This is a genomic window from Mesorhizobium sp. B4-1-4, from assembly GCF_006439395.2.
Classification (GTDB): domain Bacteria; phylum Pseudomonadota; class Alphaproteobacteria; order Rhizobiales; family Rhizobiaceae; genus Mesorhizobium.
In genome coordinates this window covers 5132819-5158745 of sequence record NZ_CP083950.1, presented here as the reverse complement: position 1 = coordinate 5158745, position 25927 = coordinate 5132819, and the positions used below count along the sequence as shown (strand labels likewise).

At 64.4% G+C, this 25927-nt stretch carries 19 protein-coding genes; 8 read left to right on the top strand and 11 right to left on the bottom strand.

Features of this window, described 5'->3' with window-relative positions:
- The first annotated feature begins 4 nt into the window (after window positions 1–4).
- Together FJW03_RS24870 and FJW03_RS24865 are read left to right on the top strand one after the other, a co-directional pair.
- Window positions 5–1117: an NAD(P)/FAD-dependent oxidoreductase gene (locus FJW03_RS24870; protein WP_140766324.1), complete on the top strand. Its 1113-nt coding sequence runs from the start codon at window positions 5–7 to the stop codon at window positions 1115–1117.
- A gap of 73 nt (window positions 1118–1190) precedes the next feature.
- Window positions 1191–3266, top strand: a complete 2076-nt coding sequence (locus FJW03_RS24865; protein ID WP_140766357.1) for an ABC transporter ATP-binding protein/permease — start codon at window positions 1191–1193, stop codon at window positions 3264–3266.
- A gap of 70 nt (window positions 3267–3336) precedes the next feature.
- On the opposite strand, the gene FJW03_RS24860 is transcribed toward FJW03_RS24865, so the two are convergent.
- The 5 genes from FJW03_RS24860 to FJW03_RS24840 all read right to left on the bottom strand — a co-directional run bounded on the left by FJW03_RS24860 (window position 3337) and on the right by FJW03_RS24840 (window position 13003).
- Complete coding sequence (locus FJW03_RS24860) at window positions 3337–4851, bottom strand: malonate--CoA ligase (RefSeq protein WP_140766325.1); 1515 nt, start codon at window positions 4849–4851, stop codon at window positions 3337–3339.
- 178 nt (window positions 4852–5029) lie between these two features.
- Entirely contained in the window at window positions 5030–5773 is a 744-nt protein-coding gene (locus FJW03_RS24855) for a GntR family transcriptional regulator (RefSeq protein ID WP_140766326.1), read from the bottom strand.
- A gap of 491 nt (window positions 5774–6264) precedes the next feature.
- Window positions 6265–6942: a ribulose-phosphate 3-epimerase gene (gene rpe, locus FJW03_RS24850; RefSeq protein WP_140766327.1), complete on the bottom strand. Its 678-nt coding sequence runs from the start codon at window positions 6940–6942 to the stop codon at window positions 6265–6267.
- Between the two features lie 201 nt (window positions 6943–7143).
- Window positions 7144–11010, bottom strand: coding sequence for a hypothetical protein (locus FJW03_RS24845; RefSeq protein WP_140766328.1), 3867 nt, complete (start codon window positions 11008–11010; stop codon window positions 7144–7146).
- A gap of 10 nt (window positions 11011–11020) precedes the next feature.
- Window positions 11021–13003, bottom strand: coding sequence for a hypothetical protein (locus FJW03_RS24840; protein ID WP_140766329.1), 1983 nt, complete (start codon window positions 13001–13003; stop codon window positions 11021–11023).
- 486 nt (window positions 13004–13489) lie between these two features.
- Here FJW03_RS24840 and dnaK point away from each other — a divergent pair, with 486 nt between their 5' ends.
- From dnaK to FJW03_RS24810, 6 genes are all read left to right on the top strand, one after another.
- Complete coding sequence (dnaK, locus tag FJW03_RS24835) at window positions 13490–15406, top strand: molecular chaperone DnaK (RefSeq protein ID WP_140766330.1); 1917 nt, start codon at window positions 13490–13492, stop codon at window positions 15404–15406.
- A gap of 300 nt (window positions 15407–15706) precedes the next feature.
- A complete protein-coding gene (gene dnaJ, locus FJW03_RS24830; RefSeq protein WP_140612585.1) occupies window positions 15707–16837 on the top strand; it encodes a molecular chaperone DnaJ in 1131 nt (376 codons plus the stop codon).
- Window positions 16838–17004: 167 nt separating this feature from the next.
- Complete coding sequence (gene pmtA, locus FJW03_RS24825; protein ID WP_140766331.1) at window positions 17005–17610, top strand: phospholipid N-methyltransferase PmtA; 606 nt, start codon at window positions 17005–17007, stop codon at window positions 17608–17610.
- 339 nt (window positions 17611–17949) lie between these two features.
- Window positions 17950–18546 carry an NADPH-dependent FMN reductase gene (locus FJW03_RS24820; protein ID WP_140766332.1) on the top strand — a complete coding sequence of 199 codons (597 nt, stop codon included), beginning with the start codon at window positions 17950–17952 and terminating at the stop codon, window positions 18544–18546.
- Between the two features lie 11 nt (window positions 18547–18557).
- Window positions 18558–19256 (top strand): orotidine-5'-phosphate decarboxylase, encoded by a 699-nt coding sequence (pyrF, locus tag FJW03_RS24815; protein ID WP_140766358.1) that lies wholly within the window; start codon window positions 18558–18560, stop codon window positions 19254–19256.
- 29 nt (window positions 19257–19285) lie between these two features.
- Window positions 19286–19573 carry a DUF1330 domain-containing protein gene (locus FJW03_RS24810; RefSeq protein ID WP_140766333.1) on the top strand — a complete coding sequence of 96 codons (288 nt, stop codon included), beginning with the start codon at window positions 19286–19288 and terminating at the stop codon, window positions 19571–19573.
- A gap of 176 nt (window positions 19574–19749) precedes the next feature.
- On the opposite strand, the gene FJW03_RS24805 is transcribed toward FJW03_RS24810, so the two are convergent.
- The 6 genes from FJW03_RS24805 to FJW03_RS24780 all read right to left on the bottom strand — a co-directional run bounded on the left by FJW03_RS24805 (window position 19750) and on the right by FJW03_RS24780 (window position 25786).
- Window positions 19750–20832, bottom strand: a complete 1083-nt coding sequence (locus FJW03_RS24805) for a D-alanine:D-lactate ligase-like protein (RefSeq protein ID WP_140766334.1) — start codon at window positions 20830–20832, stop codon at window positions 19750–19752.
- 139 nt (window positions 20833–20971) lie between these two features.
- On the bottom strand, window positions 20972–21847 hold the full coding sequence (locus tag FJW03_RS24800; protein WP_140766335.1) for an SMP-30/gluconolactonase/LRE family protein: 876 nt from the start codon (window positions 21845–21847) through the stop codon (window positions 20972–20974).
- Complete coding sequence (locus FJW03_RS24795) at window positions 21844–22485, bottom strand: 2-dehydro-3-deoxy-6-phosphogalactonate aldolase (RefSeq protein ID WP_140766336.1); 642 nt, start codon at window positions 22483–22485, stop codon at window positions 21844–21846. Before FJW03_RS24795 ends, FJW03_RS24800 begins: the two co-directional genes overlap by 4 nt.
- Window positions 22482–23417 carry a 2-dehydro-3-deoxygalactonokinase gene (locus FJW03_RS24790; RefSeq protein WP_140766337.1) on the bottom strand — a complete coding sequence of 312 codons (936 nt, stop codon included), beginning with the start codon at window positions 23415–23417 and terminating at the stop codon, window positions 22482–22484. The genes FJW03_RS24795 and FJW03_RS24790 overlap by 4 nt, the downstream gene beginning before the upstream one ends.
- Window positions 23414–24181: an SDR family NAD(P)-dependent oxidoreductase gene (locus FJW03_RS24785; protein WP_140766338.1), complete on the bottom strand. Its 768-nt coding sequence runs from the start codon at window positions 24179–24181 to the stop codon at window positions 23414–23416. The genes FJW03_RS24790 and FJW03_RS24785 overlap by 4 nt, the downstream gene beginning before the upstream one ends.
- A gap of 255 nt (window positions 24182–24436) precedes the next feature.
- The gene (locus FJW03_RS24780) at window positions 24437–25786 is read right to left on the bottom strand and encodes a putative bifunctional diguanylate cyclase/phosphodiesterase (protein WP_140612604.1); all 1350 of its coding nucleotides are present in this window, start codon (window positions 25784–25786) and stop codon (window positions 24437–24439) included.
- Between the last annotated feature and the right edge of the window lie 141 nt (window positions 25787–25927).

Here is a 25927-nt window from a genome sequence, read left to right as displayed (position 1 = left end):
GGCCATGCAGACAATCGATTGTGTCGTCGCCGGAGCAGGCGTGGTCGGGCTTGCCATCGCCAGGGCGCTCGCCTTGTCGGGCCGTGAGGTGGTGGTGGTCGAGCAGGCCGATGCGATCGGCACCGTGACCAGTTCGCGCAATTCCGAAGTCATCCATGCCGGGCTTTATTATGCGCCGGGAAGCCTGAAGGCCCGACTCTGCGTCGAAGGACGCCGGCGGCTCTACGCCTACTGCGCCGAGCACAACATCGCCCATGCCCGCCCCGGCAAGCTGATCGTCGCCAACGAGCCTAGCCAGACGGAAGGGTTGCGGGCGATCCAGGACAATGCGCGGCGCTGCGGGGTGGACGATCTCGAGTTTTTGACGCGCGACGAGGCCGAAAGCCTGGAGCCGGCGCTGACATGCGCCGGCGCGCTGCTGTCGCCATCGACAGGCATTGTCGACAGCCACGCGCTGATGCTGTCGCTGCGCGGCGACGCCGAAGCGGCCGGCGCATCCTTCGCCTTCCTGACCGCTGTCGCCGGAGCCACGATCGAAACCGATGGGATCCGGATCGACACGCGCGATGCCAATGGCGAGACCTTCGCCTTGAAGGCCGATGCCTTCATCAATGCCGCGGGCCTCGATGCGCAGGCCGTGGCCGGCCGGATCGACGGTTTTCCGAGGGATCTCATCCCCCGGCAGTGGCTGGCGCGCGGGAATTATTTCGCCCTTCCGGGCCGGTCGCCCTTTTCGCGGCTGATCTATCCGGTTCCGGTCGAAGGTGGCCTTGGCGTCCATCTGACCCTCGATCTCGGCGGCAGTGCGCGCTTCGGACCCGACGTCGAGTGGATCGACCATGTGGATTACACGGTCGATCCGGGCCGAAGCGCCGTCTTCTACGAGGCGATCCGGCGCTATTGGCCCGCCCTTGGCGATGGTGCGCTGCAGCCGGCCTATGCCGGCATCAGGCCGAAGCTGTCGGGCCCCGGTCAACCCGCCGCCGACTTCGTGGTGCAGGGACCGTCCGATCATCGCGCGGGCCGGCTCGTCAATCTGTTCGGCATAGAGAGCCCCGGCCTGACGGCAAGCCTGGCGATCGCCGACCACGTCGCCGGGCTGCTGTACCGGGAATGACAGGCGCTGTCGGGAATTGTCATCTCGAACAAACGGCATGAAACCTTTTGATTTCGAGGTCGTTGTCGGGCGTATGTCCGAGGCGAGACCCAAATCCGAACCGGCCGATGGCATCAAACCGCGCGGCGCCTTGAAGCCGGGTCGGGGAAAGCCACGACGCCAAAAGCCGCGTGACGACAAGACGCGCGAAGAGAAGCCGCGCGAAAAAGAGCCACGTGACAAGAAGGTGTCTACCGCCGAAGCGGCGTCCGAGGTTGTCGGCGTCGCCGCGCCCCCACCGCCGGATGCCGTCGAACCCGATCCGGAACTGACGCCCGAGGAGGCGGCTCAGGCGCGCAAGAAATACCTGCTAAGGCGTTTCTGGATCAGCGGGCGCGGCTATTGGGGACGGCATGGCGACAGGCTCGCCTGGCCGCTGACGATCGGCCTGCTGGTCCTGATCGGCACCAATGTCGGCTTCCAATACGGGATCAATGTCTGGAACCGCGCCATCTTTGACGCCATCGAGCAGCGCCAGGCCCGTACGGTGTACTTTCTCAGCGCCATTTTCCTGCCGCTCGTGGCCGGCAGCATCGGCCTTGTCGTCGCGCAGGTCTATCTGCGCATGACGATGCAGCGCCGCTGGCGCTCCTGGCTGACCACCTCGGTCATCGCGCGCTGGCTGGATCACGGCCGCTACTACCAGCTCAACCTCGTCAAGGGCGACCACCAGAACCCCGAGGCCCGCCTGTCGGAGGATCTGCGCGTCGCAACCGAGTCGCCCGTCGATTTCGTCGCCGGGGTCACTTCCGCCTTCCTGTCAGCCTCGACCTTCATCGTGGTGCTGTGGACGATCGGCGGGGCGCTGAGCTTTCCGCTTGGCGGCTCGACCATCACCGTGCCCGGCTTCCTCGTCATCACCGCCGTGGTTTACGCAGCGATCACCTCCACCTCGATGTTCATCATCGGCCGCAATTTCGTGCGGCTTTCGGAGGACAAGAATCAGGCCGAAGCCGAATTCCGCTATGTGCTGACGCGTGTGCGCGAGAACGGCGAGAGCATCGCCTTGCTGGGAGGCGAGGAAGAGGAGAACAGCGGCATAGACAAGACCTTCGCCGGCGTGCTGAAGCGATGGGCGCGGCTGACCGGTCAGCATATGCGCACCGCACTGGTCTCGCAGGGCTCGAGCCTGTTCGCCCCTGTCGTGCCGGTGCTGCTGTGCGCGCCAAAATTCCTCGAAGGCTCAATGTCGCTCGGGCAGGTGATGCAGGCGGCTTCCGCCTTCGCCATCGTGCAGGGCGCCTTCGGATGGCTGGTCGACAACTACCCGCGGCTTGCCGACTGGAATGCCTCGGCCCACCGCATCGCCTCGCTGATGATGTCGCTCGACGGGCTCGAGCGCGCCGAGCAGAACGATAAACTGGGGCGCATCAAGCACGGCAACACCAAGGGCGATGCGATGCTCAGCCTCGACAATCTCTGCGTGACGCTCGACGATGGCACCTCGGTGGTCAAGGAAACCGAAGTGGTGGTCGAACCGGGCGAGCGGGTGCTGGTGTCCGGCGAATCCGGCTCGGGCAAGTCGACGCTGGTGCGGGCGATCGCCGGCCTGTGGCCATGGGGCAGCGGCAGCGTCAATTTCCACCCCGACCGGCGGCTGTTCATGCTGCCGCAGCGCCCCTACATCCCGACCGGTACGCTGCGCCGCGCGGTCGCCTATCCCGCCGCCGCCGACAACTGGGCGGCAAAGCAGATCAAGGCCGCCCTCGACAAGGTTGGCCTGGGCTACCTTGCCGAACGGCTCGAAGAAGAAGCCCCATGGGACCAGACCCTGTCTGGCGGTGAAAGGCAGCGGGTCGCCTTCGCGCGCCTCTTGCTGCACAGGCCCGATATCGTCGTGCTGGACGAGGCGACCTCGGCGCTGGACGAAAAGAGCCAGGACCAGATGATGAAGACGGTGATCCACGAATTGCCCGATGTCACCATCATCAGCGTGGCGCACCGCGCCGAGCTCGAAGCTTTCCACACCCGCAAGATCACCCTGGAACGGCGAAAGGATGGCGCAAAACTGGTCAGCGACATCGACCTTGCGCCGCGCAATCGCAAACGCAGCCTGTTCCAGCGTGCCTTGTGGGGTTCCGGTGCTCGGAACCACAAGCCACAGAAGTAGGTGGCGCCGTCGGAGAGCAATTCCAGGAAAGTGTGAGGCGGGTTCCGTCCAGAATTGCGTCAACCGCTCCCTAGCATGCGTAGAGATCCCTATAGGCGTCGCGTAAAAGATTCTTTTGTACCTTGCCCATCGTATTGCGCGGCAATTCGTCGACGAAGATCACCCGCTTCGGGTGCTTGTATTTTGCCAGGCGCCCGGCGATGGCGCCAAGGATTTCGGCCCCGGTGATCCGCGACCCCGGCGTCCGGACCACGACTGCGGTGACGCCTTCGCCGAAGTCGGGATGGGCAACGCCGATGACCGCGCTTTCCGCGACCCCGTCGAGCGCGTCGATCTCGCTCTCGAGCTCCTTCGGGTAGATGTTGTAGCCGCCCGAAATGATCAGGTCCTTGCCGCGGCCGACAATGTGGACATAGCCGTCGGCATCGACCATGCCGAGATCGCCGGTGATGAAGAAACCGTCGGCGCGGAATTCCGCCTTGGTCTTCTCCGGCATGCGCCAGTAGCCGGAAAACACGTTCGGACCCTTCACCTCGATCATGCCGACCTCGCCCTGGGCAAGCGGCCTGGCGGTGTCGGGATCGGCTATACGAAGCGCGGTGCCAGGCAAGGGGAAGCCGACCGTGCCGGCGCGCCGTTCGCCGTCGTAAGGGTTGGAGGTGTTCATGTTGGTCTCGGTCATGCCGTAACGCTCGAGGATGGCGTGGCCGGTGCGCTCGCGCCAGGCCCTGTGCGTCTCGGCAAGCAGCGGCGCCGAGCCGGACACGAACAGGCGGATATTCTTCGCTGCCTGGCGGTCCAGCCGGTCCTGCTGCAGCAGCCTGGTGTAGAAGGTCGGCACGCCCATCAGCGCCGTGGCGCGCGGCAGCAGCGAGACGATGCGGGCCGGATCGAATTTCTGTTCGAACAGCATCGAGGCGCCGGCCATCAGGATGACGTTGGTGGCGACGAACAGGCCGTGGGTATGGAAGATCGGCAGCGCGTGGATCAGCACATCGCCTGATGTGAACCGCCATTGCTCGACCAGCACCCGTGCGTTCGAGGCGAGATTCCCGTGGCTGAGCATGGCGCCTTTCGAACGGCCGGTCGTTCCGGATGTGTAGAGGATCGCCGCGAGATCGTCCTTGCCGCGCTCGACGTCATGGAAATCGGTCGATTGCCGCGATGCCTGGTCCGTCAGCGATCCCTGGCCGTTGCGGTTGAGCGTGACGACGACGGCACCGGATGGCTCGACCATGCGCGCGATGTCAGCCGATTTCGCCGGATCGCAGACAATGACCCGCGGCGCGGCATCCTCGAAGAAATAGCCGAGCTCGGTCAGCGTGTAGGCGGTGTTGAGCGGCAGGAAGACCGCTCCGGCGCGCACACAGGCGAGATAAAGCAGCACCGCCTCCGGGCTCTTCTCGACCTGCACGGCGACGCGGTCGCCGGGCTCGACATCCAGTTGCAGGAGCGCATGCGCGAGCTGTGCCGACCGCGCCAGCATGTCGCCATAGGTCAGCGATCGCCCATCGTCGGTTTCCATCAACAAACGATCGGGCGTCGGCATCCGGGACCGGAACGCGTCGAACAGATGATTGCTCATGACGTCTTCCTGCAGCGAGGGCAATGGCGCCTGGCATCCCCATGGGAAGGCATGCGCCGACGGCAAAGAGTTCGCGTTTCCCGGCCACGCCGTCAAGACCGCAAACGCGGGTCCAGCAAACTGGATCGCGGCAAAGGTCGCGGGCGGTGAGCAGTGAGACGCCGAAAGAACCCGGCCGCTACCGTCGGGTGCTTTGGGTCGGGGTGGCGGCCTTTGAATCCCCGGCTTGCTTGAAGCGTTCCATGCACAGGGCCGTGGTCAGCTGGTAGTGATCGATCAGGGCCTGAACGGCACCGTCGGCATTGCCGTCCAGTGCGCATTCGGCGATCAGCCGGTGTTTGGCGAAGTCGTCGCGCTGAACGCCCTCGCCACCATTGGCCATTTGCCGATAGCGGTAGGCGTGATCGGAAAGCTGATCGCAGAAGCTCAACAGCCAGTGCGACCGGCAGGCCGAGATCAGCACCCGGTGGAAGGTTCGGTGCAACTTCTCCCAATCCGGATCGAGCGAGGAGAGATTTTGCGGCGAAAGACGCGACGCCCGCCCCAGGCGATGCAGCGCCAGCACCAGCTGTTCTTCCCATTCGGCGGTGCGATGGGCAATGGATTCACGAAGCGCCCGTTCCTCGAGCCAGCAGCGGGTGCGCGTCAGCTCCTCGAGCTCCGCTGCGCTGATCGGCATGATGAAGAAACCGCGCTGGTCATGGCGGCCGAGCAGCCCCTCGGAGGCAAGGCGATTTAGGGCCTCACGGACCGGAGAGGCACCGGCACCATATTTGGAAACAACCCACTCGACCCGTAGCTTGCTTTCGGTATCCAGGTTGCCGGCGAGAAGATCGTCACGAAGTTGATGATAGACCGTGCTGGCAAGCGTGCTCTTGGATCCTGTGCTGTCGTCGTGCAGATTGGCAGCGCCGTATGTCAAAAGCGACTCCCTGTCCCCCAACTCTTGTCTTGGGCAATTCGAGTCCGAAAAACATTTCCCCTTCCGTACATGTACCACATAGCGCCGGCCTCTGGGCGCTCAAGCAGAGGATGGCGCCATTGTACTTAAGAACGAAGAAATATGCCCCCGACCGCTGCTGATCACGCGAATTTGTGCGGCTCTGCAACCAGTATGCATGCGGAATCATCTGTTGCTTGTGTGCCCATGCGATCATCTTTTCTGCCGCGCGCAAAGGACATCGACAATGTAGCCGAATCCGGCCTCCCGTCCGGCCCAGCGATTCGGCAGCAGGCCCTCGACCCATCGTGCCCCGCGCGCGAGCCCTTGGCGCCGGTTCCGCGTCTGATGGAACGCGTCAACCCGTTCGAAGCCTTGTTGCCGCGCAATTCCGGACGGAAAACCGCCATGCATTTTTCCTGGAATTGCCTTCGCCGGCCTGCCGGAATGGAAACGGCGCAACCCGTGACGTGTCAGCCGGCGGCTTTGTCGGCCGCTGTCCTGATCGCCTCGATGTTGGCGCGATAGGCTTCGACGCTGCCGCCCTTGAAGACGGCGGCGCCAGCCACCAGCACATCGGCGCCGGCGGCGGTGACCAAGGGAGCCGTTTCGGCTGAAACGCCGCCGTCGATCTCGATGCGGATCGGCCGATCGCCGATCAGCGCCTTGACCCGTCTCACCTTGTCGACGATCCCCGGGATGAAAGCCTGGCCACCGAAACCCGGATTGACGGTCATGATCAGGATCAGGTCGAGCCGGTCGAGTACATATTCGACGGCACTTTCCGGCGTTGCCGGATTGAGCGACACACCGGCCTTCTTGCCGAGGTTCCTGATGGTCTGCAGGGAGCGGTCGAGATGCGGCCCGGCCTCGGCATGCACCGTCATCCCGTCACAGCCGGCCTCGGCGAAGGCGGCGAGATAAGGATCGGCCGGCGCGATCATCAGGTGGCAGTCGAAGAAGGCCTTGGTGCGGTTGCGGATCGCCTTGATCACCGGCGGGCCGAAGGTGATGTTGGGGACAAAATGGCCGTCCATGACATCGAGATGGATCCAGTCGGCGCCGGCCGCCGCCACGGCCTCGACCTCGTCACCGAGCTTGGAGAAATCCGATGCCAGCACCGAGGGTGCGATCAGGGTTTTTTTGCTCATCTCGCGGCCTTTCCGGGCGCCCTTTTCATCCGGTCGCTCCGAAACGACTGCCTAAAGCGCTCCAGGTGACTTGTCGAGGGCGCAAGCACAGCAGGCCACAGGCCAGAGGGCGGTCTTGCAGCCATTTTTCGCCCCATGGGTCATAAAGAAAGAAACCCGCCAGATTGCTCGGGCGGGTTTCTGGTCTGTGCCGCGCAGCGGTTACTGCTGCTGGAGTTTCAGGATCCTGTTTGGAGCAGGATCCTGTTGCTGGTCGGTCTGCAGGCCGCGCCTCGGCAGGACCTGCTGCAGCAGGAGGCCCGGGTTGAGCTCCAGGGGAGCCTGCTCACGTATGGGCCGGCAGTTCGGATACCGCCCGATAGTGCCTTCCGGGCAACGCCGCCTGATGATCGGCTGGCACTGGCCATTGATCATCTGCGAGCCCGGGGCGCATTCCACCTGCTGCCTGCGGCATGCGCCATTGATCACCTCGCTCCCGCGCGGGCAGACACACTCGCCGCGCTTGTTGTGGACCTGGCCGCGTATATCGCACTGCTCCAGTTGCGGCTGCTTGCGCCGGCAGGCATTGCCTTGCACCTCGGTACCCCGCGGGCAGACGCAATTGCCGTCGGCGTCGTGGACCTGACCACGGATCGTGCACTGGTCGGGCTCCGGCCGAACGGGGCGGCAGGCTCCGTTGCGCAGCTCGGTCCCTTGCGGACAAACGCAATCGCCATCGGCATTGCGTGTCTGGCCGGGGATGCGGCACTGCTGCGGCTTCGGCCGAACCGGACGGCAGGCGCCGCTACGCACCTCGGTTCCTTGCGGACAGATGCAATCGCCATCGGCGTCGTGGATCTGGCCACGGATGGTGCATTGCTCAGGCCTCGGCCTGTCGCGGACGCAGGCATTTGCCTTCCTGTCGAGATGCGTGCCATCGGGGCAGGAGCAGCCATTGCCGTCCGAGGCCGGCACGGAACCGGGTATCGTGCAGTCCGGCCTGCTTGTCTTGACGCAGACGGCATTCTCCAGCTCCGTGCCGCGCGGACAGACGCAGCGTCCGTCCCCGGTGCGGATCTGGCCTTCGAGCAGCACGCAGCGTGGCGGCGGAGGCACGGGAAGCGGCAGGAGCTTGGTGCCGCCGCCGGCGCACTGGCCGTTGCGGAAGGTGGTGCCTTCGGGGCAGACGCACCTGCCGGCATTGTTCATGACAAAGCCTGGCGAGCACTGGTTCTTCACCTCATGGGCGATGGTGAAGGGGTGGCACGCATAGGCTTTGCCGCGATCGCCTTGCAGGTTGGCCTGGTCGCCGGACAGCACGTCACCGCCGCCCTGCACCCGTGTGTCGGGGGAGAGAACGCCGACGCAGTTCTGGCCGTTGACGTTACCCTGCAGAGTGGCCAGACGCCCATCATCGGGAATGATCACGGTGACATGATGCGACTGGCTTTCGCCGGCGCCGAGCGTCAGGTTCGTTATGCAGGACGCGGGCAAGGTTGCCGGTTCGGGCGAGCAGCCGAAGGGCGGGTCGATCGAAGTGATCGCAACGCCTTCCAGCCGGCCAAGCCCTTCCACGCCGATCGCATCGCCGATGCGGACCGGACCCGAGAAGGGGCTCGTCCCATCGTTCGATATGGTGATGTCGAACGAGCAGGGCTGGCCGGGCCGGCACTCGCGGTCGCCGGTCTTTTCGACACGGATGGTCGAAGCGCCGCCGCCCTTGGCGCAGGCCTGGCCGATCGGATAGACGACGTCGTCGCCCTGCGCCGGACCGTAGGAGCCGCGCGCGCAGTTCTCGAATTCGCCATTGGCCGAAACCGTCACGTCGAAGTGCCTGGAGGTTCCGGGCGTCATGACGGCACCGGGAAGCTGGCACGACAGCGTGTTGGCCGGCACCGGACCGCACGCCCATTCCGCGCCGTCTGATGTGACGGTCTGGATTTGGACCGGCGCTCCGCCGGATACCAATGTAGCGGCGTCGTTGACCCGCACCGGACCGGTGGGGGCAGCCGTGCCGGCATTGGTGACGGTGATGCGGCAGGAGACGACTGCTGCGCCGGCCAACGAGCCGCTGCACACCTTGGTGATGCGCAGGCCAGGCTGGCCAGCGTTGGGATGGCGGGTGCGTTCCTTGGCGCAAGCCTTGTTGTTGGTGAGATCGGCCTCGCCGGGGATAGGCTTAACTTCGGCGCAGTTCTCGACCATGTCCGACCGGTAGCTGGCCGGCACCACCGCCTTGACGACGATCGGCGTCGAGGCGCCTGGAGGCAGCGAGATGCCGGGATTGTCGCAGCGGAACTGGCCAGGACCATTCGGACCGCAAGTCCAGGGCGGGCTCGGGCCGAAGGTCGAGGATGTAGGCGCGCCGTCGGGGTAATTGTCGATCACCGTCAGCGGCCCGTTATAGGTAGCGGAGCCATTGTTGATGATGTCGATGACGAAGCTGCAGACGCCATCGGCGGTGCAGATTTCGGAGCGGGCACGCTTCTTCAGGATCAGGTCGACCTTCTTCTCGACCGGCGGCTGGCAATCGCGGTCACGATCGCCACGGCGGCAGATCGGGATAGAAGCGCAGCCGCGGTCGTTGGCCTGGCTGCCGAACAGCGGCTTGCCGCTGGCCGCGTAGTTGTAGGCCGCGCAGTTGCGCAGGACGCTGCCTTGCCAGCCCGCGGCCGGCTTGAAGCCGAGCGTGAGGTCGACAAAAGCGCCCGGATTGAGCGTGGTCACCGGATAGGTGCACGTCATCGGAGTGGCGCCGGGCACGCAGACCCAGGGCGGATTGGGCCCTGAACTCAGCGTCGAGCCGGCCGGCAGCGTCACCTCGTCGAGCACGATCTTGCCGTTATAGGGCGCGGTGCCGACATTGGTGACCCGGATGGTGAAATCGCAGCCGCCGGCCATCGTGCAGCGCGGAACATCGGCATGTTTTTCCACCTTGAGGTCCGGCTCCTTGTCCCGTGGCGGGCATTTGAGATCGGGCGGAATGACGATGTCGATCGTTTGCGTGCAGCAGAGCCCCCAGCCCTCCTTCGGCCCGGCATAGGTGTTGATGCCGGTGACGATGATGTGGATGGTCTCGCCGGGTAAGGCGCCGACGATCTTCCAGTTAAGCACGCCGCCGCCCGCCGGCACCTGCTGGGTGTCGGGGATGATGGCGATGCCTGGCGTCGTCGTCGAAAGCTGTATCCACTTGCCGCCCATCTCGGAGCCGACCGGCATGTGGTAGATGAAGGCGCCGCCGCCGGGCACGCAGTCGACCGTGCCGCGCTCGACCTTGAGGCATTCATGATCGGTCGGGGGTGGAGGCGGCGGTTCGCATTTGGTGACGTCGATGCGGACAGAGGTCTTTTCGCCGGTCAGCAGGTTGCCGTCATCCGGCTTTCCCGGATCCTGCGACGGGATGGTGGTGCCCGGGCCGGTTCCGTTCGTGACCTTGATCAGGCCCTGATTGTCGACCACGGTTGGCGCGGGGAACGCCGCATGGTCGATCTTGGCCGTGATCCTGAAGGTGATGACGCGTTCGTTCAGCGCGCCCGAGCCATCGAGATCGGAAGCCGAAATCCGGAAATCGGAAACCGTTGCCGTATCGTTGGGACCGGCCGAATTGCTGATGACGGCACCCGGCAAGGGCCCGCCGGAGGCGTCCGTGCCATCGCCGGCGACCTGCACGTCGACGATCGAGAGGCCATGCGGAAGCTGGTCCTTGAATTCGAGTTTTGCCGCCTTCAACGCGGCCGCGAGGCGCGGGTTGGCAAAGCTCTGGGGATCGCCGCGCAGACCGAAGGTCAAGGTGTAGAAGACGTAGTCGCAGCTGCGTTGACCGCCCGTCTTGGTGAAGAAGGGCACCACGCGTCCGGGTTCAGGATTGATGATGCGCGGGTTGTCGAACTGCAGCGGCTGGACATCCGGGCTGGCGGCCTGGACGCCCTGGGCGGCGACAGCCGGCAGTGCGGGCGCGAGAGCGACCGCGATACCGGCCGCCATCAGCCAGCGCGCACCGCGCCTGGCATATGACAGGGGTTTCATGATCGTCTCCATGACAGTGTTTTGAGGATTCGCCGCGAGCGGGGAAGGAGCAAGAATGGTCATCTTTCCCTCCTCAACGTTCGCAGCTGATGGCTGGCGTGCGCAGCGGCAAGGTCATCTTGCAGCAAGGGTAGTAGCCACCCTTGTCCTTGTCGGACTTCCTGTAGAAACACAGCCCGACATCGACCCTGTCGCCCGGACTGTGGCCGGTGATGTCGATCGTGTACGGCCTGCCTGGCGCATGCGATATGGGTGTGGTCACCCCGACGCCTGGCGTCCTGGATTGGACCTTGATCGAATCGCCGCCGAAGCCGGCGTGGTCATGGAGATAGAGATCGGCCTCAAGGCCTGAAGGCGTGCAGAAATACTGCACATCGTCGACATCGAGACAGGGAGGCAGATTGCCGGGCGGTGGGAAGTCCGGCGGGTAGAAGGGGGGCAGATAGCCGCCCGGGATTTCTTCATAATAGCCGGCGCGGCCCTCGCAGGGATGCCAGATGGCGACGTCGCCGACATGGCCTTCCATTTCGGGATCCTCGAAATAGCCGTCGAAGTCGACGAACCAGGAGCCGAAGGGCGGCACATTCGCCGGCTTGACCAGGTCCTTGGGCGTGATCTGCACGCCATGCACAGGAAGCGGCCCGCCGGCGGCGAGTTGCCCGGCGAGTGCTGGATTGTCACGCAATCTGTCGCCGGTGTTGACCAGCGTCTGCGTGCAGACCGAGGTGTCGAGATTGCCGTCGGCGTCATAGCCATACTGCAGGTCGAGCCCGCCAGCCGATTGCCGATTGGCCTGCGGGAAGCCGACGGCATATTCCTGCGGCATGTGCACCCAGGCCGATTCCGTCGCCGGATCGTCGGGATTTTCGCGCCAGTAGCGGATCGCCTCGCCCTTGCCGGAATCGGCGAAGCGGCTGTAATCATAACGGTTTTCGACCGGGCCGCGCTGAGCGAGATACATGAAGCCGCTGTTGTCGAAGGCGATGTCGGTGACGGCATAGTCCTTGTCGGCCTTGACCGTCAGTTCCCAGCGCGGGTCGCCGGCGAAGGTGCCGTCGCGGGCAATGCCCACCGACCAGATCTCGGCCTTTTCGCCGACCGAATAGTAGAGCCGGCCGCCATGATAGGAGACGGCCCAGACGCGGCGCCCGTCCTGTGTGTAGCCCCAGGTCTCGGGGTCTTCGGTGTCAAAGGCCGCGCCCTGTATGTCCATCACCGCGCCATCGTCGGCGACCGGAGCCAGACCATGCGCCGGGCGACCGGCGACGCCATGGTCGAACGTGTCGATCAGCTTGCCATTGGCGTCGATGCGATGGATCAGGCCGGTATCGAGGTCCGAAGCGAAGAACTGACGGTGATTGGGATCGAAGGTGAGGTTGCCGATACCGGGACCGCTGTTGGTGTCGATCTCGGCGAATTTGGAGACCTGGCCGGTGATGCCGTCGATCTTCCAGATGGTGCCCGGTCCGCCACCGTTTTCGGTGCCGAACTGGCCGTCCATGAAAGTGGCGCCGGCCTTGCCGCGGCGCTGCCGCTCCGGCCTGCCGTCCTTGTCGGCGTCCGGCGTGACGATCGCGACGCCTTGCAGCGAGGTGGCGGCGGCGTAGAGGTTGGGAATGCCCGACGGAACGCCATCGCGCATACCGTCGTCGTAGGTGAGGCCGAACACCTGGCCGATCTGGCCCGCTGTCACCTCGAAAGGCGGCGGCGTGAAGACGAGCTGACCGGAAGCCGGCCCGCCAAGATGGGAGACGTCGAACACGCGCAAGGTGGCTTGGGTGGTGTCGATGAAGGTTTCATCCACGGGATCGACGCCGGGCGGCAAGCCCCCGCTTTCGGAATCGGGAGAGTCGAGATTGGGGATGATGGTGCCGGAAAATCCGGTGACCGCCATCGAGCCGGGATAAATGATCCGGGTCTGGCTGTCCTGCGCCTGGGCGCCGCCAAGCCACAGGCTGGCGGTGAATGCCAGCGCCAGCAATCCGCCGCCAACACGCGCCGCACCGCGCACGCCGCTGTTCAGAGAGGACACGAGCGTGCCGCGGACGCGAGACATGGCGCTACCCCCGTTAGCCACGGGAGAACCATGCGGATTGGCCGCGCAAACCAGGGCAAGGCGCGGCGTTCCGGCACGTTCTTCCCTGATCGAATTGTCTGCTTTCCTCATTTCCACGATACGCCTGCTCCTGGGCAGGGTCAACGGAATCAGCCGAAAGCCCAGCGCATCGACCCCGTCCCGAAGGCGGTGGCCGCGCCGAGTTCCTATTGTTCCCGGAGACCTTGGAGCCTCTGGATTGCTGGTCATTTGGCTTCCTTTCCGGGCCGCGCCATGCGGCACCTGGACGTCAGTCGCAGGCCGGAGTGGAAAGGTTCATGGGAGCCTTGCGCAGAATGCTTGCGCCCGATGCTGGCTGTTCTTATATACGCGCCAAGCCGTCCGGCGCCGGAACACCGGTTGCCGAACGGGATTTCTTTTGAACAGGGGCTTTCGTCGGAACGCCTTACGGGTCCTGAAAGCCTGCTTAGCGGAGAGACTAGAAAAATGGCAAAAGTAATCGGTATCGATCTCGGCACCACCAACTCGTGCATCGCCATCATGGACGGCAAGGAGCCGAAAGTGATCGAGAATGCTGAAGGCGCGCGCACGACGCCTTCCATCGTCGCCATTTCCAGCGACGGCGAACGTCTCGTCGGCCAGCCGGCCAAGCGCCAGGCGGTCACCAATCCTGAAAACACCATCTTCGCGGTCAAGCGCCTGATCGGCCGCCGCTATGACGATCCGGTGACGGAGAAGGACAAGAAACTTGTCCCCTACAAGATCGTCAAGGGCGACAATGGCGATGCCTGGGTCGAGGCCGGCGGCAAGAAGCAGTCGCCCTCGCAGATCTCGGCCATGATCCTGCAGAAGATGAAGGAAACGGCGGAAGCCTATCTCGGCGAGAAGGTCGAAAAGGCGGTCATCACCGTTCCGGCCTATTTCAACGACGCCCAGCGCCAGGCGACCAAGGATGCCGGCAAGATCGCCGGCCTTGAAGTGCTGCGCATCATCAACGAGCCGACCGCGGCAGCGCTCGCCTACGGCCTCGACAAGAAGGATGGCAAGACCATTGCCGTCTATGACCTTGGCGGCGGCACGTTCGACATTTCGGTGCTCGAAATCGGCGACGGCGTGTTCGAGGTGAAGTCGACCAATGGTGACACCTTCCTCGGCGGCGAAGACTTCGACATGCGCCTGGTCGAGTATCTGGCGGCCGAATTCAAGAAGGAACAGGGCATCGACCTGAGGGCCGACAAGCTCGCCCTGCAGCGCCTCAAGGAAGCGGCTGAAAAGGCCAAGATCGAGTTGTCGTCGACGACGCAGACCGAAATCAACCTGCCCTTCATCACCGCCGACGCGACCGGGCCGAAGCACCTGACGCTGAAGCTGACGCGCGCCAAGTTCGAAAGCCTGGTCGAAGACCTCGTTCAGCGCACCATCGACCCCTGCAAGGCGGCGCTCAAGGATGCCGGCCTCAAGGCTGGCGAGATCGACGAGGTGGTCCTGGTCGGCGGCATGACCCGCATGCCCAAGATCCAGGAGATCGTGAAGCAGTTCTTCGGCAAGGAGCCGCACAAGGGCGTCAACCCCGATGAGGTCGTCGCTCTGGGTGCCGCCATCCAGGCCGGCGTGCTGCAGGGCGACGTCAAGGACGTTCTGCTGCTCGACGTGACGCCGCTTTCGCTCGGCATCGAGACGCTGGGTGGCGTGTTCACCCGCCTGATCGAGCGCAACACGACGATCCCGACCAAGAAGAGCCAAGTGTTCTCGACCGCCGAGGATTCTCAGTCGGCCGTGACCATTCGCGTCTTCCAGGGTGAGCGTGAAATGGCCGCCGACAACAAGGCGCTTGGCCAGTTCGACCTGGTCGGCATTCCGCCGGCGCCGCGCGGGGTACCGCAGATCGAGGTCACCTTCGACATCGACGCCAACGGCATCGTCAACGTCTCGGCCAAGGACAAGGGCACCGGCAAGGAGCACCAGATCCGCATCCAGGCTTCGGGTGGTCTGTCGGACGCCGACATCGAGAAGATGGTCAAGGACGCCGAGGCCAATGCCGAGACCGACAAGAAGCGTCGCGCCGTGGTCGAGGCCCGCAACCAGGCCGAGGCGCTGGTGCACTCGTCCGAGAAGTCGCTGAAGGAATATGGCGACAAGGTTTCGGAGGCCGAGCGCACGGCGATTGCCGATGCGATCGCGGCCTTGAAGACCGCCGCCGAAGGCGACGACCCGGCCGACATCGAGGCCAAGAGCCAGACCCTTGCCGAAGCTTCGATGAAGCTTGGCCAGGCCATGTACGAGGCCTCGCAGAAGGAAGCGGCGGAAGCCGATGCCAAGGCGGACGCCGCCAAGGATTCCGACGTGGTCGATGCCGATTTCGAGGAAATCGACGAAGACGACGACAAGAAGAAGTCGGCCTGAACGGCCTGACGGCAAGATGATGCGCATGACCCCAAAATCGATATCGATTCTGGAAAGGGTCATGCGCTCATTCAAAGGTGCTACAGCGTCCTTTGCGCGTCCGAGAGGACTCGCGGCGCTGTAGGGAGCCCGGCGCAAAGCCGGGCTTTTTTGCAACCCCTTGCAGAAAAATCACAGAAAAATACCGACGGAATCGCGCCGGCTCTAGCATCCGGGCAGCACCGCTCCTAAATCGAGGCAACGTGCCGGCAAACGACGCAACATGCATCAAGACGTTGAGCATCCGGACTGCGGGAAAAAATGAAAGCTGATTTCTACGAAACGCTGGGCGTGCAAAAGGGCGCCGACGAGAAGGAGCTGAAGAGCGCTTTTCGCAAACTCGCCATGCAGTTCCATCCCGACCGCAATCCCGGCGATCATGCCTGCGAGCACAAGTTCAAGGAAATCAACGAAGCCTACGAGACGCTGAAGGACCCGCAGAAGCGCGCGGCCTACGACCGGTTCGGCCACGCCGCCTTCGAGCAGGGCGGCATGAACGGTGGCGCGCATGGCTTTGGCGCCGGCGGCTTCGCCGACATCTTCGAGGATATTTTCGGCGACATGATGGGCGGGCGTCAGCGCCGCTCTTCGGGCGGCCGCGAGCGCGGCGCCGACCTGCGCTACAACATGGAAATCACCCTGGAAGAAGCGTTTTCCGGCAAGACCGCGCAAATCCGCGTGCCGGCCTCGATCTCCTGCTCGGAATGCTCGGGCAGCGGCGCCAAGCCAGGCACCCAGCCTGTCACCTGCTCGATGTGCAATGGCCACGGCAAGGTACGTGCCACGCAAGGCTTCTTCTCGATCGAGCGGACCTGCCCGCAATGCCAGGGCCGCGGCCAAACCATCAAGGATCCGTGCCCGAAATGCGCCGGCCAAGGCCGCGTCACCGAGGAGCGGTCGCTGTCGGTCAACATTCCGGCCGGCATCGAGGACGGAACCCGCATCCGGCTTGCCAATGAGGGCGAGGCCGGCCTGCGCGGCGGCCCGTCCGGCGATCTCTACATCTTCCTGGCGGTGAAGCCGCACGAATTCTTCCAGCGCGACGGCGCCGACCTCTACTGCAAGGTGCCGATCTCGATGACCACCGCGGCCCTTGGCGGCTCCTTCGAGGTCACCACGCTTGATGGCACGCAGACCAAGGTGAAGGTTACGGAAGGCACGCAGAACGGACGCCAGTTCCGGCTCAAGGGCAAAGGCATGCCGGTGCTGCGCCAGCCCAATGTCGGCGACCTCTACATCCAGACCGCGGTCGAGACGCCACAGAACCTTACCCGTCGCCAACGTGAACTGCTGGAGGAGTTCGAGCAACTCTCATCGAAGGACAATTCGCCTCAATCGAGCGGGTTCTTCGCCCGCATGAAGGATTTCTTCGAATCCTTTGGCGAGCATTGAGCACCGCCCAGCTTCTGCATTGGGCGGAAGCGCGAGGATGCCGCTAGAAACCGCGCATTTTGAGGCGCGACAAAATCTATCTTATCCACGACATCGGCATGGCCGCACCTTGCCTTGCGTCAACCAGGTGTTAAGTAGCTTCAAGGGGAGCGCTGAGGAGAGCTTGCATGACGCGTAGTCACGGACTGCGGAAGGCGCTTGCCGAAAAGTTCGACGACGAACTCAAATTCTTCAAGGGCTGGATCGACAAGCCGAAGACGGTCGGCTCGATCGTTCCGACCAGCTCGATCACCGCCCGCAAGATGGCCTCTATCGTCAATCCCAGGTCCGGCCTGCCGGTGCTCGAGGTCGGCCCCGGCACAGGCGTCATCACCCGCGCCATCCTGGCGCAGGGGGTGCGGCCCGAAAACCTTTACGCGGTCGAATATTCCGCCGATTTCGTCCGTCATCTGCGCCGGCTCTATCCCGGCGTCAACGTCATCGAGGGCGATGCCTTCAACCTCAACACCACGCTCGGCGAGAAAAGCGGGATGGTCTTCGATTCCGTCGTTTCGGGCGTGCCGCTGCTCAACTTCCCGGTCGCCCAGCGCATCGCCTATATAGAGAGCCTGCTCGACCGCATCCCGGCCGGACGGCCGATCGTGCAACTGACCTATGGTCCGATGTCGCCGATCCCGGCCGGCCGCGGCGACTACACGGTCAAGCATTTCGACTTCATCTTCCGTAACATCCCGCCGACGCAGCTGTGGATCTACCGCCGCGAGGCGCATTAGCGACGGCGCAGAGCTGTTTGCGGATCGCATAACTGCGATTGGCTTAAACGTCCGTCACTTCGTCATCCACGGGCGGAGCAAGGAGCATAGCGCCGCAGCGCAGACCCGAGGATCCACGCCGTGACTTCCGTGCGCTGCTGCGGGGCAGAATTCTGCTCCGCCGCACTCCACGGCCAAGGTCGCGGAATGGATCCCAGGGTCTCCGCGACGGAGCTTCGCTCCTGCTTCGCCCAGGGATGACGAGTTGGAAAGGCCTCGGCCAATCGCGAATGTTTTATGGCTCTGGCGCGTTGATTTGCGCGGCCTCTGGCTGTACCAGTCCCGGAACAAGGGTGGCCAATGGCAGTGATCCCGAAAATCCTCGTCTTCGCCGGCTCGGTGCGCAGCGGCGCCTATAGCGGCAGGACCGCCGACTTGGCGCAGAAGGAACTTGCGGTGCAGGGCGCCGAGGTCACCCGCATTTCGCTCGCCGATTATCCCTTGCCAATCCTCGACGAGGATCTGGAAAAGGAGAACGGCGTCCCGGAAAACGCTCAGAAGCTTGCGCGGCTGATCACCGCCCATGACGGATTGCTGATCGCCACGCCGGAATATAACGGCTCGATCCCGCCGCTGCTCAAGAACACGATCGACTGGGTGAGCCGCGTGCGCCGGGATGGCGGCCGATCGGTCAGGCCGCTTGCCGGCAAGGTCGCCGGCCTCTGCTCGTCCTCCAACGGCCATTTTGCCGGCATCCGCTGCATCAACCACCTGCGCGCCGTGCTGGTGCGCTGCCAGATGGAAGTGGTGACACCGGAATGCTCGGTGCCCGACGGCGGCGACGCCTTCGGCGAGGACGGCCATTTCCGTGACGAAAGACTGCACAAATCGATGGAGCATTTATGCCGCACGCTGATCGAAACCTCGCGCATGCTGGCCACGCGGATCGAGGCGTGACTGCCGTAACCATGCAGGCCCAATCCATGCAGGAAAGATTGATCGTCGGCCTCGACATGCCGACCGTGAAAGAAGCCGAGCAGGCGGTGCGCGAGCTCGACGGCATCGTCTCCTTCTACAAGATCGGCTATCAGCTGGCCTTCGCCGGCGGCCTCGACTTCGCAAGGGAACTGGCCAGTGGCGGAACGAAAGTCTTCCTCGACATGAAGCTGCTCGACATCGACCATACGGTGGCCAAGGGCGTCGAGAACATCGTCAGGATAGGCATGACCATGCTGACCATCCATGCCTATCCAAAGGCGATGCAGGCGGCGGTGGAAGCGGCCAGGGGCAGCGACCTCTGCCTGCTCGCCGTCAGCGTGCTGACCTCGATGGACGAGCAGGACATGGTCGACGCCGGCTATGAGTATGATCCGCACACGCTGGTGCTCAGGCGCTCGGAACAGGCGCTGCATGCCGGCATGGGCGGCATCGTCTGCTCGGCCGCTGAGGCCGAAGCGGTGCGCCGCATCGTCGGCCCCGACATGGCAGTGGTAACGCCCGGCATCCGGCCTGTGGGCAGCGACCATGGCGACCAGAAGCGCGTGGTAACGCCGGGACAAGCGATCCGGAACGGGTCCAGCCACCTCGTTGTCGGCCGGCCGATCGTCGCCGCGGTGAACAAACGCGAAGCGGCCGAAGCCATCCTCAATGAAATGCGCTCGGCCTGACGCCCCCGATACAAACCCGGAGAAAAAGCATGCCCAAGGGATACTGGATCGCTCGTGTCGATGTGCGCGACGCCGAAGGCTACAAGGATTACGTCGCCGCCTCGAAGCTGGCCTTCGACCGCTTCGGCGCGAAATTCCTGGCGCGCGGCGGCGCGCATGAACAGGCCGAAGGGCCCGGCCGTGCACGCAACGTCATCATCGAATTCGAATCGCTTGCGGCCGCGCATGACTGCTATCACTCGCCTGAATATCAGCGCGCCGTCGCCATCCGCCAGAAGGTCGCCGACGGCGAGATCGTGCTGGTCGAAGGCATCTGAGGCGTTGGAGCGGTTGGTCGTTCACGGAAACGTCGAACTGCTCCATCTCTTTGTCCTGACGCAATTCGCGCTTTCGTCGAGGGCTCTGCCCCGACAGTAAAGGCACGCCCGAAAGCGTCAGGCAGGCGAAGCCAGCCGAAGCGCGTCAAAAAGCCCGGCGTTTTTTCACCGAGCCGTCAGCCCGTTGCGACGCGATCTTCCCTGCCGGCCAGCCTGTTCGCCGCGGTCTCGGCCATGGCGTCGGCCAGGCTCAACCCCCATTGCGAGCGGCAGTAGGCGCGGAAATCGAAGCAAGGCAGGCCGGGGCAGACCTCGAATTCGATGAGATGAACGGTGTCGTCCGCCTCGACACGCAGATCGACGGAGAACACGTCGCGCAGGCCGAGCCTGCTGATCAGTTGGTTGGCGATCGCCCTGATGCTGGCGTCGGCGGCCGGCTGGGCATCGGCAACCGCAACGAGTTCCGGTTCGACATAATTTCCGGCCGCCTTCGCCGCCTCGCCGGTTTCACCATAGAGCGCCAGGCTGTCCGCCATGGTCTGGAAATCCGCGCCTGAATCGACAAAAGCGATGCCGAGCGCTTCGATGCCGGTTTCGGGTGCCAGCCCGAGGAAGCTGGCGCGCACGTTACGGCCGGCGACATAGGGCTGGACGACGACGTCGTCGCGATAGGCGGCGAAGACGCGCCGGCTGAGCTCCAGCGCGTGGCCGAGATCGGCCGCACGCGAATCCGGCCAGATGCCGATCTTGGCGCCGAGCCGGTTGGGCTTGACGAACCAGCCGGCGGCGGAAGCCGGCGGCTCGACCAGCCATTTGCCATCCCGGGCAAGACCGGCTTGCGGCACCGGCAGGCCGAGCGCGCCAAGCACGGCACCGGAGCGGAACTTGTCCTGGCAAAGCGCGAACAGCGAATCATCGGCACCGATCGTCCGCAACCCCTTGAGCCGGGCCAGCGCGGGCGCGGCGCCGCCGCGAAAATAGGCGATGCCGTCGGAGAGCGTCCAGACCAGCGTGTTCCGCGCATCCTCACCGTCAAGCGCCTGGGCCGCATCGTCGAGCACAACCGGCGCAAAGGACAGACCGCGCGCCCCGCAGGCGGCGGCCAGCGCCTCGAATTCGAGGGCGAGATCGGTCGACTGCGCCAGATAGGACGAGATTTCGGTGGCGCGCTGCGGTGCGAAACCGTCGGCGATCAGGCGGTCGAAGCAAGCCTTTTCCGGTTCGTAGACAAGGATCAGCTTTGGCTTGTGGCTCGACATGAGGTGAATGATTCCCGGCGCTGTGATCGCCTACCATCGCACGGCCGACGCAAACAGCTTTCGCGAAACCGACCCAAGTCGGACGCCTGCGTGACAGCACCGCCAGGAGGGCATGAGTGGCGCGGATCGATGGGCCTGTTCAGGCGATCAGCACGCGCGGCTCGAACCGACCGCTAACGGAAATGTCGAGCAGGAAGGTCATGCCCGCCTGCGGATCGAGCTGCCGCTGTTTCTCATCCTTGCCCGACCAGGCGGAAGTGACCGCCAGCCGATCGGCGTTCTTGCCGACAAAGGCCGGGCAGGAGGGCTGCGTCACCGGCATTGCCACCTCGCGCAGCAGCGTGCCGTCGGGTGAATAGGCCTTGACCGCCTTGCCGCCCCAGACGGCGTTCCACAGCACGCCGTCGCGGTCGACCACCGATCCGTCGACATAGCCCTTGGCCGAGCGATGATCGACAAACACTTTCGGCTCGCCGGCGGGCAGGCCGGTCGCCGGATCGCAGGCGATACGCATCAACAGGCCGGTCGAGGTATCGGTGTAATAGGCGAGCGCACCGTCCGGCGAAAAACAGATCGAGTTCGACACGGTGATGTCCGAAAACAGGCGGCGCAGCTCGCCCTTGAAGAACCAGTAGATCGAACCAGCGCCCTTTTCCTCCTTCTTGCCCATCGTTCCGGTCCACAGCGCACCGCAGGGATGGACACGGGAATCGTTGGAACGGGTGAGCGGATTGTCGGCCTCGATCGGCGTATGCAGCGTCATCCCGCCGGTCGCGACCTCGCGGACATGGAGGCCGGTTTCGGTGGCGATCAGCTGCCGCTTGTCGTCGATGATGGCGATGGCGCTCGCCATCTGGCCGAGCTCATGGATCTTCAGCGCGCCGCCGGACACCGGTTTTTCCAGAAGACGGCCGTTGACGATGTCGAACCAGAACAGCGCGTTGGTGGCGGGATCGTAGCTCGGCCCTTCGCCGAGTTGGCATATATGATCGGAGAAAACCGAAACTTCGCTCATCCTGCGTCTCTGAACACCGCATCCCAGGCCGATACGGCGGCGTGCGCGCGTATCGCCACCTCATCGACACTCATGCCCGGCTTGAACAGGCTGGAGCCGAGGCCGAAGACCGTGACGCCGACCGCCTTGTAGCCGGCAAAATCCTTTTCCGAAACGCCGCCGACGGCGCCGACCAGGGTCTGCGCCGGCAGCACGGCCCGGATCGCGGAAATGCCTGATGCCCCGAGCACGCTGGCGGGGAAGAATTTCAGGGCCGAGGCCCCAAGACGGATCGCCTGGAAGGCCTCGGTGGGCGTGAACACGCCAGGCATGGTCACCATGCCATGATGCATCGCGCGCGCCATCACCTCGGCATCGATGTTGGGGCTGACCAGGAGCCGCCCGCCGGCCTTGTGCAGGCCGTCGACATCGGCCGCAGTCAGCACGGTACCAGCGCCGACCAGCGCCGTTTTCGGCAGCACTTCGACAATCCTGGCGATCGACGAGAAGGGCTCGGGTGAGTTCAGCGGCACTTCGATCGCCTCGATGCCGGCGTCGAACAGCGCCTGCCCCATGGCGATCGCCTCGGTGGGCCTTAAGCCGCGCAGGATCGCGACAAGGCCTCGCTTCAGCTTCGGGAAAGGTGCGGTCTGTGTCATTGGGCGCCTCCGATCATGCCGTTCTCGCGCGCGGCTTCGATGAGCCCTGCACGCACCGCCTCGTCGGCGTCGACGGTGCGAAGATCAAGTCCGGCCAGGCCTAGCGCGGCCTGGTAGAGCCTCGCCAGTGCGCCGGAAGCGATCAGCACGACCGGCGCATCGCCGGCGCCATAGCGGCGTCTGGCCGAGGCGATCTCGCCGCCGATCAAAAGTCCGGACAGACAGGCCGCCGCATCCTGCGACTTCAAGTCCTGCAGGAGCCCGGCGGCACGGATAGCAAACAGCTTCGAAGTGACGTCGCCGCCCTCGCCAAGCGCCTGATCGCACCATCGCCGGAAGAATGGATTGTCCGCCGCGACCCGGGCCGGATGCTCGCCCAGCGAATGCTTGAGGATTGAATGAGCGGCCAGCACCGAAAACAATTCGCCCGTCGGCCATGTGCCGAAGCCGGCAACCGCGCCATCCTCAACCACGACCCATTTCGAGTGCGTGCCGGGCATGCAGGCGAGATGCCGCCCCTTTGCCGGCAAACCGGCGCCGGCAAGCTGTGTTTCCTCACCGCGCATGACATCCGGCGCGTCGGCCAGACGCTGGGCAAGGCCAGGGACGATGCGGATGTCGCGTTTCCGATCAGGCACCTTGGCCGCGCCGCCCAGGATCGCGCCGAGCGGCGCCGGCACGGCGACATAGGGCGCCTCGAGCCAACCTTGCCGGGAGCCGGCCATGCCACAGATGATAACCGGCAGCGTTTCCGGTGCCCCCATGGCGCCAAGATGGCCCTCGAGCACGTTGGAAAACCCCTTTTCGCGCGCGGTGAGGAGGCCATCATCGCCGCGCCGCTCCGCAATCACCTTGCCGCTGCCGTCGATCAGCCATGCCCGAAGCCTGGTCGTGCCCCAATCGAGCACCGCTACCGCCGGAATCGCGCTCACAGGAAGCCTCCGTCGACGATCAACATTTGCGCCGTCAGCATGCGCGAAGCGTCCGACGCCAGGAACAGCACCGTGCCGATCATGTCGTCCGGCCGCATGACGTCCTTGATGCACTGCTTGGCGAGGTGGGCGGCAAGCGCTTCTTCCGTCACCCAGCGTTCCCGCTGCCGTTCGGTGATCACCCAGCCGGGCGCAACGGCGTTGACGCGGATGCGGTCGGGCCCGAGCTTGCCGGCCAGGCCCTTGGTGAGGCCGAGGATACCCGCCTTGGCGGCGGTGTAGGCCGGCATGTCGGGGTGGTTGATGAGGTAGGATGTCGAGGTGAAGTTGATGATCGAACCGCCACCGGCCCGCTTCATCCCCGGCGCCACCGCTTGCGCGGTAAAGAAATGCGGCCGCAGATTGATCGCGAGATTGTTGTCCCAGAACTCGACGGTGACGTTCGCGATATCGTGGCGCTCGTCCCATGCGGCATTGTTGATCAACACGGTGACATCGCCATGCGCCTCAGCGGCCGTCGCCGCGGCAGCGCGCAGCGCTGCGATATCGCGCAGATCGGTCTTGAGATAGAGCGGCCGCCGGCCGAGTTCCTTCTCGATGCGGTCGGCAAGCGCGGTGCTGGGCTTGTCGGCGATGTCGATGAAGGCGACGTTGGCGCCCTGGCGCACAAACCCCTCGGTCAGGGCGGCGCCTATCCCGGACCCGCCGCCGGTGATCAGCACCGAGGCTCCTTCGAGGTCGGGAAAATGCGCCGATGGCATCATATCTCTCTCTCCGCGCGCATGACCCCCGAAAATCAGATCGATTTTCGGAAAGGATCATGCGCAAATAAAATTCTACAGCGTCCTTTGCGCGTCCTGAAAGATGCGCGGCGCTGTAGCCAGAATGGCGCGCATCCTAGCCACGCAAGTCGCGCGGGCAAGGGCGAAACGTCGGATTTCCGTGCTTATGTCAGACAAAACGACAATGCGCCGCGCCGGACGCAAAGCCGTGACGGTGGACAGCACCGGGATCGCCGATCAGATCGCCTTGGCGCGCAGGGCGCCGCGGAAGGAATCGCGGAGATAGCCGAGCGTGGCGTCGGCATCGGCCGGTTTACCGAACAGATAACCCTGCCCGCCAGCGCAGCCGAACTGGACCAGGCGGTCGGCCTGCGCTTCCTCTTCGATGCCTTCGGCAACCACATCCATGCCAAGCCCTTCGCACATGGCCAGAATGGCGCGGATTATGTGTTCGGACGGGCGGTCTTCGAGAATGGAAGAGACGAAGGCGCGGTCGATCTTGAGTTTGTCGAAATGGAATTCGCGCAGGCGCCCGAGCGAGGACTGGCCGGTGCCGAAATCATCCAGCGAGACGCGGATGCCGACGCGACGCAGATCGTCGACGATCTTCTCGGCCGAGGCCGGGTCGTTCATCAGGCCGGTCTCGGTGATCTCGATCTCCAGCCGGCGCGGATCGAAGCCGGTGCGGTCGAGGATCGCCAATATATGCAGGCCGGTGTTCTGGTCGACGAGCTGCGAGGGCGACAGGTTGAACGACAGGAAGAGGTCGTTCGGCCAGCTTCTCGCCGCCTCGGTCGCCTTGCGCAGCACCAGCTGCGACAGCGGGCCGATGATGCCGCGCTCTTCGGCGATCGGAATGAACACCGTCGGCGGCACCGTGCCGAGATCGCGATCGGTCCAGCGCGCCAGCGTCTCGAAGCCGATGGTGCGGCGCGTGTTGAGATCGACGATCGGCTGAAAGTGCGGTTCCACCTCGCCGGCCGAGACGGCGCGGCGCAGCGCCTGCTCGATGCGGGTGACGCGCTTGGCCGCCTCTTCCATCTCGCGCGTATAGACGACGACGCGGCCACGACCGGAACGCTTGGCGTGGTAGAGCGCCGTTTCGGCCTTGTTGATGAGGATCTCTGTGGTCTCGTCGCCGGAATAGAACAGCGAGCAGCCGACCGAGGCCGAGAGCCTGGCGGTGCGTTCGCCGACATCATAGGGCGCCGACAGGATCTCGATCAGCATCCGGGATTTTTCCGCCGCCGCTTCCTCGCTGAACACCAGCGGATAGAGGAAGGCGAATTCGTCGGCGCCGATACGGCAGACTGTCGAATGGCCATCCATCGAGGCGCGCAGCCGCATGGCGACCTGGATCAGGATATCGTCACCGGCCTTGTGGCCGAACAGATCGTTGATCGGCTTGAAGCCGTCGAGGTCGAGGATGCCGACGGTGAAGGGTGCGGGATCGTCGGCACGGTCGCTGATCAGGCGATCGACCTTGTCGAAGAAGCGGCGATGGTTGCCAAGCCCGGTCAACGGATCGGTGAAGGCCAGATCCGTGCTCTCCCTGTTTGCCTGACCGGTGCCAAACGGAGTTTGCATCGGTGTCCCTGTTTTTTGACGTCGGATTTGTTTCCGAGACTGGCAGCAAACCCTTTAGGAAACGTATCCTGAAAACGATTTTTTGTAGCCGGAGCATGATCCCGAAAAATGAGTTCCGGTCTTCGCCGGAGACGATGCCCG